7 protein-coding genes are annotated in these 8,921 nt (G+C 69.6%); 3 read left to right on the top strand and 4 right to left on the bottom strand.

Features of this window, described 5'->3' with window-relative positions; genetic code table 11:
• Window positions 1-346 precede the first annotated feature (346 nt).
• The 3 genes from ACWDZ6_RS33090 to ACWDZ6_RS33080 form a co-directional block, all read right to left on the bottom strand.
• The gene (locus ACWDZ6_RS33090; RefSeq protein WP_451505784.1) at window positions 347-934 is read right to left on the bottom strand and encodes a TIGR03086 family metal-binding protein; all 588 of its coding nucleotides are present in this window, start codon (window positions 932-934) and stop codon (window positions 347-349) included.
• A 372-nt stretch (window positions 935-1,306) separates the two neighbouring features.
• Window positions 1,307-1,855 carry a sigma-70 family RNA polymerase sigma factor gene (locus ACWDZ6_RS33085; RefSeq protein WP_451505783.1) on the bottom strand — a complete coding sequence of 183 codons (549 nt, stop codon included), beginning with the start codon at window positions 1,853-1,855 and terminating at the stop codon, window positions 1,307-1,309.
• A gap of 272 nt (window positions 1,856-2,127) precedes the next feature.
• Window positions 2,128-2,595 carry a universal stress protein gene (locus ACWDZ6_RS33080; protein WP_451505782.1) on the bottom strand — a complete coding sequence of 156 codons (468 nt, stop codon included), beginning with the start codon at window positions 2,593-2,595 and terminating at the stop codon, window positions 2,128-2,130.
• Between the two features lie 61 nt (window positions 2,596-2,656).
• On the opposite strand from ACWDZ6_RS33080, the gene lysX reads away from it, so the two are divergent.
• Together lysX and ACWDZ6_RS33070 are read left to right on the top strand one after the other, a co-directional pair.
• Window positions 2,657-5,959: a bifunctional lysylphosphatidylglycerol synthetase/lysine--tRNA ligase LysX gene (gene lysX, locus ACWDZ6_RS33075; RefSeq protein WP_451505781.1), complete on the top strand. Its 3,303-nt coding sequence runs from the start codon at window positions 2,657-2,659 to the stop codon at window positions 5,957-5,959.
• A 102-nt stretch (window positions 5,960-6,061) separates the two neighbouring features.
• Window positions 6,062-6,895 carry a polysaccharide deacetylase family protein gene (locus tag ACWDZ6_RS33070; protein WP_451505780.1) on the top strand — a complete coding sequence of 278 codons (834 nt, stop codon included), beginning with the start codon at window positions 6,062-6,064 and terminating at the stop codon, window positions 6,893-6,895.
• A gap of 28 nt (window positions 6,896-6,923) precedes the next feature.
• Here the strand turns inward: ACWDZ6_RS33070 and ACWDZ6_RS33065 are convergent, their stop codons facing one another.
• The gene (locus tag ACWDZ6_RS33065; RefSeq protein ID WP_451505779.1) at window positions 6,924-7,577 is read right to left on the bottom strand and encodes a class F sortase; all 654 of its coding nucleotides are present in this window, start codon (window positions 7,575-7,577) and stop codon (window positions 6,924-6,926) included.
• 309 nt (window positions 7,578-7,886) lie between these two features.
• Between ACWDZ6_RS33065 and ACWDZ6_RS33060 the strand changes: the two genes are divergently transcribed.
• A complete protein-coding gene (locus ACWDZ6_RS33060) occupies window positions 7,887-8,837 on the top strand; it encodes a hypothetical protein (protein ID WP_451505778.1) in 951 nt (316 codons plus the stop codon).
• The last annotated feature ends 84 nt before the right edge of the window (window positions 8,838-8,921 follow it).

Genomic DNA, 8,921 nt, shown 5'->3' with positions numbered 1-8,921 from the left:
CCACGCAGCCAGCGGCGCGCGCGCCGGGCCGCGCGGGCCGCCGCGGCGTCGGGGCAGCGGCTCAGCGCCAGGCAGGCCAGCGCCGTCTCGGCGATCGCCGGCCGCCGTGCTGGGGGCGTCTCGGTCACAGGAACCGTCCTCGGGTGGCTCGGAACAGGCAGTCCGTACGTCGTGTCAGTCCGTACGTCGTGTCAGTACGCGCACCACCGGGCCCGGGTTCAGCCGCAGCGTCCCATGAGCACATCAGACTCCCCGTCGGCGCCTGAGGAAGACCTGGCAGAGGGCCCCGCGCGACAGCGGCGGCCGAACCCGGGCGCCATACGGCTGCCCGGCCGCGCTTCCGGGCTCAGTGGGAAGGGTCTCGCCCGATGAACCCGAGCAGACGGTCCTGCAGCGAGGCGTCCTCGGGCACCTTCACCTCCGGTCCGAACACCTCGATCCCCGGACCGAAGGCGCCCGGTGTCCGGTACTTCCGCATCAGCTCGGCGGGGATGGCTGTGGTGCTCGCCCACAGCCGCGCCACATCGTCGGCCGGGATCGTCTCGTCCTGTCCGGTGGCCCGGGCGAGGTCCCACCCATGAAGTACGAGATCGTCGCTGACGACCAGGTCGATGTGTCGTTCGACCGACATGGGCCCGGTGGGCGTGTCGCAGTCGGCGCCGGCGAGCGCGGGATCGTCGAGCACGGTCTCCACATCGGCACGTGCGGCCCGGAAGGCGCCCAGGGGATCGTCCTTCACCGAAGGCGCCGGACTGGGAGCGCGGTCCACGGGGCGCAGCATGACCTGGTGCATGGTGACGATGTGGTCCACCACGTCGCGGGCGTTCCACGCCGCGCAAGGAGACTGGTCGGCCCACTGCTCGGGCCGTACCGCCGCAATCCTGAGTTCGAAGGCATCGGCGTGTCTGCGGTAACGATCGGCGATCGCGTTCATGGCCCTGGTTCCTTCCGCATGCGGGGGGAGACTGACTGAGGAGACCGCGGTGGCCGCGGAAACTCATCGGTGTCGGTCGCCTCCGGGTGTCACGGTGGCCGCGACCCTGGTGCCGGATCGTCTCCGGCCGTGCACCGGTCCCGCCGCGGCTCCTCTCCGGCTGTGCACCGGTCCCAGGCCACCGACCCCGGAGGGCGGCGGGACATTCCCGTGGAGCTGTCCGCCACCTGGCGTATACGGGCCCGCTCGGCAGAGCGGCCGAGCGGGGCGACGAGTGCGGCGTCGAACGGCGACGAGCGGTCGAACGGCACGACACGTGGTGCCACGAACGGTGCGCGGTCGACTGCCCAAGGGCACGCATGCCCCTGGTTCTCAGCGGCCGGCGGCCGCCGACGAGGTGGGCCTGCTGTAGCCCGGGAGGCAGCGCGCGAGCGCGCGCAGCCCGTAGTACGAACGCGACTTGACCGTGCCGGCGGGTATGCCGAGTGCCTGCGCGGCCTCGTTGACGCTCAGCCCGTGGAAGTAGATCTGCACCAGCACGGCGCGGTGCTCGGGGCTGAGCGATCCGACCGCAGCCCTGACGTCGAGAGCGGCGACAGCGCTCTCCGTGACGTCCGCCGGGTCGGGCGTGGTGGCCAGTACGCCGTCGCCTATCTCGGTGGGACGGGCCATCCGGGACCGGCGGGCGTCGATCGCGAGGCGGCGCCCGACCGTGAAGAGCCAGGGCCGCATCGACTCGTACGGACCGTCGAACGCCTCAGGGTGCTGCCAGGCGCGTACGAGCGTCTCCTGCAGCAGATCCTCGGCGCGCTGCTGGTCCCCGTAGGTCAGTCCGAGCAGAAAGCTCAGCAGCGCGGGGCCGTGTTCACGCTGCAGCTGCGCCATGGCTCGATCGTCGGTCGTCGCGGTCGCCGTCGCCATTGCCAACACCCTTTCGCGCTGAGGTCGATGCCACGTGGCGTATACGAACGCATCAGGACGCGCAGGGACAGACGGCGCACAGTTGTCTTCGGCGAGCGGTCGCACGGAGCGACGAGTGGTGCGGTGAACGGTCCGCCGGAAGCAAACGGAGACAGTAGCTCCGCGGGCGTGCTCCCGCGCGTCCGATCATCCGCCCCGCCGGGGCAAGGTCTCACCATGGGCCGCCGGCGAGGGAGCCGGTCATGGGCCGGGCTACCGCGACGGCTCGTCCGCTACGGAACGACGGTCACCGGCCAGCGCCCCGCCTTCACCAGCCGGACCGCGACCGAACCGACGAACCGGTGGCCCGCCGACTCCGAAGCCCCGACCACCACGGCGTCCGCCTTCAGCTCGTCGGCCGCCGTGACAAGCCCGCTGTAAGGATCACCGTGGAAGGTGTGGAACTCCCAGCGGACCTCCCATATGCCCTTGACCCGCTCGGTGGCGGAGCGGATCTCGGCCACCAGCCCCTCGGCGATCTCGCCGGTCATGTCCCCGAGCGGGACCGGGACCCCGAGCGCCGCACCCGCCGGCATCACCGGCTGGACGTACACGATGGCGAGCAGGGCGTTCTGCCGTCGCGCGAGGCCGCCCGCATACGACGCCGCACGCAGTGACGAGTCGGATCCGTCGACACCGACGACGATGACCTTGGGGCCGTCGGTACCGCGTTCGAACTGGTGTGGCTGCTGCTCTGTCACACGAATGAGGCTATCCGTTCCCGACAGGCGGCCCGCCGGTGGTCTCCTTAGAGTGCGAAATATGACTGTCAGCGTGGAGGCTCCCACGTCCGCCCGCGGCGGCCGGCTCAGCAGGGTGCCGGGGGCGTTCGCGGTGTTCTTCGCCGCACTGGGCGTGTTCTGCGTCATCCTTTCGCTCATCCCTCCACTGCGGCGTCTGCTGAGTCCTGTCGCCCTGTTCCTGGACCGCGTCGCCGTCCCGGTCAGCGCCAACCTCGCCTACGCGGTCTTCCTTCTGTTGCTCGCGGCGGCCATCGGCGCCCGCAAGAAGGCCGCGTGGTGGCTGGTCGTCTGTTATCTGGTGCTGCTGCTGATCGCGGACGTACTGGTGGTGATCTTCGACGGGGACGTCTCCTGGATCCCCAACCTGGTGCTGTGCGTGATCGTCCTGGTGGTGCTGGTCATCGCGCGCCGCGAGTTCTACGCCCAGACCCGGCGCGGTGCGCTTCGCCGCGCGCTGCTCGTCCTGGTTCTCGGGCTCGCCGCCGGTGTACTCGTCGGCTGGGGTCTGGTCGAGCTCTTCCCCGGCTCGCTGCCGGAGGGGCAGCGGCTGTTGTGGGCCGCCAACCGGGTGCTCGGCGGACTGGTCTCCGGCGACCAGTTCGACGGTCGCCCGCCACGCCTGCTCTTCTTCCTCCTCGGACTGTTCGGCGCGATCGCCCTGCTCAGCGCGGCCAGCACACTGTTCCGCTCGCAGCGTCTGGAAGCCGCCCTGCACGGCGACGAGGAGCCCCGTATCCGCGCACTGCTCGGCGCGTACGGCTCCCATGACTCCCTCGGCTACTTCGCCACCCGCCGCGACAAGGCCGTCGTCTTCTCGCCCAGCGGCAGGGGCGCCGTCACCTACCGCGTCGAGGCCGGCGTGTGCCTGGCCAGTGGCGACCCGGTAGGCGACCGGGCGGCCTGGACCCCCGCCATCGAGGCCTGGCTGGCGGTGGCCAAACGCTATGCCTGGGCCCCCGCCGTCATGGGCGCGTCCGAGGAGGGCGCCAAAGTGTTCGCGCGCTCCGGGCTCGGCGCCATCCAGCTCGGTGACGAGGCGATCCTGAACGTCGCCCGGTTCGACCTGGACGGCCGCGACATGCGCGTCACCCGGCAGGCCGTGAACCGCGTCAAGCGGACCGGGGCGCGCACCGAGATCCGCCGTCACTCCGCCCTCACGGACGAGGAAATGCGGAAGATCGTGGAAAGGGCCGACGCCTGGCGGGACACCGAGACCGAACGCGGCTTCTCCATGGCGCTCGACCGCCTCGGCGACCCGGACGACGGCGACTGCCTCCTCGTCGAGGCCTTCGACAGCGACGGCGATCTGATGGCGCTGCTCTCCTTCGTGCCCTGGGGCAAGGACGGCATCTCGCTCGACCTGATGCGCCGTGACCGCACCGCCCCCAACGGTGTCATGGAGTTCATGGTCGCCGATCTCTGCGCCCACGCGCCCAAACTCGGCGTACGCCGTATCTCCCTCAACTTCGCCGTCTTCCGCTCGGCGTTCGAGGAGGGCGCCCGCATCGGTGCGGGCCCGGTCCTGAGGATGTGGCGCAAGCTGCTCCTCTTCTTCTCCAAGTGGTGGCAGCTGGAAGCCCTCTACCGGTCCAACGTCAAATATCAGCCCGAGTGGTATCCGCGCTTCCTCTGCTACGGCGACGCGGGCTCGCTCGCCCGGATCGGCCTCGCCTCCGGAATCGCCGAGGGCTTCGTCTCCGTACCGAGCCTGCGCAAGCTCTGGGGGAAGGGCAGAAGCCGGCCGGGCGTCGTCACTCCCGTCACCACCGAGGGCCTGCCGCCCATCGACTCGCTCGGCCTGGCGGGACCCGAGCCGGGCGCGCCGGCGGGGGAACAGCGGCTGCCGGAGCAGGTTCTCATCCGCCACCGCAAGCTGGAGCGGCTGCGCGCGGACGGCACCGACCCGTATCCCGTGGGCATCGCCGAGCGCACTGACACGCTCGCCGGGATCCGCGCCGCGTACCCCACGCCCGTCCCCGGCACCCGCACCGGCAGGCAGACCACCGTGGCAGGGCGCGTGATGGTCGTACGCGACCTCGGCGGCGTTGTCTTCGCCGTACTGCGCGACTGGTCGGGCGACCTTCAGCTCGCTTTCACCCGCGACGGCTCCGGCCCGGACGTCATCAGGGGATTCACCTCCGACGTCGACCTCGGCGATCACATCACCGCCACCGGCGAAATCGGCGCCAGCGACAAGGGCGAGCTCTCGGTCTTCGTGACCGAGTGGCAGCTGACGGGCAAATGCCTGCGCCCGCTGCCCGACAAACGGCGCGGACTCGCCGACCCCGAGGCACGGGTGCGCCGGCGCTATCTGGACCTGGTCGCCAGTCCCGCCGCCCGCGATGTCGTACGTCACCGCTCCACCGCCGTCCAGGCGCTGCGCCAGGGGCTACTGGAGCGCGGCTATCTCGAGGTCGAGACGCCGATGCTGCAGCAGATCCACGGCGGCGCGAACGCCCGTCCCTTCACCACCCACATCAACGCCTACGACCTCGACCTGTATCTGCGCATCGCCCCCGAGCTGTATCTCAAGCGGCTGTGCGTGGGCGGCCTGGAAAAAGTCTTCGAGATGGGCCGCACCTTCCGCAACGAAGGCGTCTCGTACAAGCACAACCCCGAGTTCACGATGCTGGAGGCCTATCAGGCCTTCGCCGACTACGACGTGATGCTCGAACTGACCCGTGAACTGATCCAGGGCGCGGCAACCGCCGCCTTCGGCTCCGCGATCGCGCACAAGGCGGGCCCGGACGGCAAGCTCGTCGAGCACGACATCTCGGGACACTGGCCGGTCAAGACGCTGTACGGGGCGGTGTCCGAAGCGCTCGGCGAGGAGGTCGACGCCGATACCGAAGAGACCGTGCTCAGAACACTCTGCGACCGGGCGGGCGTCCCGCACACCCCGGACGACACCCGCGGCGATGTGGTCCTCGAGATGTATGAGCGCCTCGTCGAGGAGCGGACCAAGTTGCCCACCTTCTACAAGGACTTCCCGACCGACGTCTCCCCGCTCACCCGCCAGCACCGCCGTGACCCACGCCTCGCCGAACGCTGGGACCTGGTCGCCTTCGGAACGGAACTGGGCACCGCCTACTCGGAGTTGACCGATCCGGTGGAGCAGCGCCGCAGACTCACCGCTCAGTCGCTGCTCGCCGCGGGCGGCGACCCGGAGGCCATGGAGCTCGACGAGGACTTCCTCGACGCGCTGGAGTACGCGATGCCGCCGACCGGTGGGCTCGGCATCGGGGTCGACCGGCTCGTCATGTTCCTCACCGGGCTGACCATCCGCGAGACATTGCCCTTCCCCCTGGTCCGCCGTAACTGAGCTCCGTCGCATGTCTCCTTCCGCTGCTCCCATCGGGTGGTTTCGCCTGCGAAACCGGTGTGGATGGGGCACCCCGAGTGGCAGTCGTGCGAGCAGTTGGTCATGAAAAAGGATCAGATGTCGCCGGGGCGCCGGTCGGTACTCCGTATCGCCGCCTGCCTCGGTGCGGCCGTCACGGCCGGGCTGCTCTGCACCGAGCGGACACAGCCCCCGGCGAAGACCGCACACCCGGCCGGCGGTTCCCGGGTCTCCGCGAGCCAGCCGGTCTACACCTCGTCCTACCGGCTGCAGCCCATGACCGCGTACACACCGCCGCGCTTCAGGCGGGCACTGCCACCGGTGCGACAGCGCCCCTTCCTCAGGATGTCGGAGGCGGGCCGCACCATGGTGCTCACCTTCGACGACGGGCCCAACCCCACATACACCCCCGCCATCCTGAGCACATTGCGCGAGCACGAGGTGCGGGCGATGTTCTTCGTTTGCGGCGAGCTGGCCAGGGACAACCGCGACCTGCTCCGGGAGATGGCCGACGACGGCCATGTCGTGGGCAACCATTCCTGGTCGCACCCGCTCATCACCAAGCTTCCGCCGTCCGAGATCCGCGACGAACTGGGCCGTACCAGCGAGGTCATCGAGCGGACGCTGGGCTGCGCGCCGCTGTGGTACCGGGCGCCGTACGGCGCCTGGAACAAGCTCTCCTTCGAGATCGGCTCGGAGCTCGGCATGGAGCCGCTGGCCTGGACCGTCGACTCCCTCGACTGGACGGAGCCGGGCACCGGATCGATCGTCCGCAACGTGCTGGACGGTGCGGGTCCCGGAGCCGTCGTCCTCTCGCACGACGCGGGCGGAGACCGCTCGCAGAGTGTCGCCGCGCTGCGCAGCTATCTGCCCGAGCTGCTGGCCGCCGGATACCGCATCACCGTCCCGCGCCGCTGAACCGGCGGTCGCGGCCGCCGGTCCTGCTTCAGAGGGTCTTCACCATGCGCGCGAAGACCACGACGTTCCCGCTGTACCCGCCGGCCTTCGAGTAGCCGCCGCCACAGGTGATCACACGCAGCTCCGGCTGCCCGGTGTCGCCGTACACCCTGGCGCCGGGGAACTGATCCTTGGGGAAGACCTCGACGCCGTACACCTCGAAGACCGCGGTCTTGCCGTCGAAGCGGTCCACCTCGATGTGATAGCCCTTCTGGATGGAGCCGAGACCGTAGAAGACGGCGGGTCCCGACAGGTTGTCGACGTGGCCGACGATGACCGCGGTGCCGCGCTGGCCGGGGGAGACCCCGTTCTGGTACCAGCCGGCGAGATTGGGGTCCTGCGGCGGCGGTGCGGCGATCCAGCCGTCCTGGTCGGCGCCCACATCAACGACCGGGGCGTCGACGTTGAGTGCCGGGATCTTCACCCGCGCGGCAGGGGCGTACGCCAGCGGCTCGACGGAGACAGGGATGAACGTCTCGCCGGCCGCGCGGCCGGCCAGCGCGGCCGCGGCGGCAGGCTGCGGCGGCCCGAGGGTGACGTCCGAGCCATTCTTTATCATGGCGATCCCGCTGAGCAGGGCGAGCGTCAGTACGCCCCAGGGTGAGCGCCTCCTCGACTTCCAGCCGCCGTACTGCTGGCCCATAGTTCTCCCTCCGTGGCATCTGTCATCACGCTAAGTGCGCTCGGCGCAACCTGCGAGGAGGGAGAGGCGAACGGGTGGTGGGCCTGCGGTGATGGCCCATCCGAGTAATCGGCGGATATTAATTCAGACGGTCTGTGACCTGCGGCTCCACCAGATCTTTCGGCGCGTCGTCGGCGTGTCGCCTCACCATGGTGGACCAGCGCCGAAATGCGGTGGCTGCGCGCCCCAGTGAGGGTTCGTCATGGAAGACGTACTCGTCGAATTTCCCGGAGCGCCCGCTTTGGGGCGTCTTCCGCTGGAGGTTCAACGATGCGTGCTTCACGCGCTCTCGCAGTGGCCGGCGCCACCTGCGTGGCCGTCGGGCTCTCTGCCCCGCTGGCCGCCGCGGGCGGCGACAGCCGGAACAACGATCCCATCAATGTCAATGTCAGCCCGCAGGCGATCCACCAGGGCGGCACCCTGACGATCACGGCCCGGGGTTGCAGCCGCGGTGGCACGGTCGCGTCCAACGCCTTCCCGCTGGGCAACCTCTCCGAGCAGCGCTCGGGCATCTCGACCGCCATCGTGCGGATCCACAACAGTGCGACGCCGGGTCAGTACAACATGGCGATCAGGTGCAACGGCAACCAGATCGGCCTGAACGGCAACCAGAACGACCGGGAGGGGAACAACAGCGGTCTTGGCAACAACAATGGCCGGGACGGGAACAACAGCGGTCTTGGCAACAACAACGGCCGGGACGGGAACAACAGCGGTCTTGGCAACAACAACGGCCGGGACGGGAACAACAGCGGTCTCGGGAACAACAACGGCCGGGACGGGAACAACAGCGGTCTTGGCAACAACAACGGCCGGGACGGGAACAACAACGGTCTTGGCAACAACAACGGCCGGGACGCGCACAACAACGGTCTCGGGAACAACAACGGCCGGAACTGCAACAACAACGGTCTCGGGAACAACAACGGCCGGGACTGCCGGGACGGGAACAACAACGGTCTCGGCAACAACAACGGCATCATCAACAACGGCGTCATCAACAACGGTCTCGCCAACAACGGCATCGGGAACGTCGCCGGGACGGTGGCGACCGCACAGTTCACCGTGCTGCCGGGCCGCGGCGCGCTCGGCGGTCTTGGCGGTTCGGTCGCTCCCAGCACCACCGAGATGGCGATCGGCGCCGGCCTGGTCGCCACGGCGGCAATCGGGGGCAGCCTGTTCATCGCCCGCCGCCGCCGTATGGCCAATGGAAAGCTCTGACCGGCCGAACCTCCCGGTCGGTCCTACGCCCGTCGCCCCGAGTCCTGGCCAGGACTCGGGGCGGCGGGCGGAACACGGGTTAAG

The organism is Streptomyces sp. NPDC002926 (genome assembly GCF_053591755.1).
This window is presented reverse-complemented; position numbering and strand designations above follow the sequence as displayed.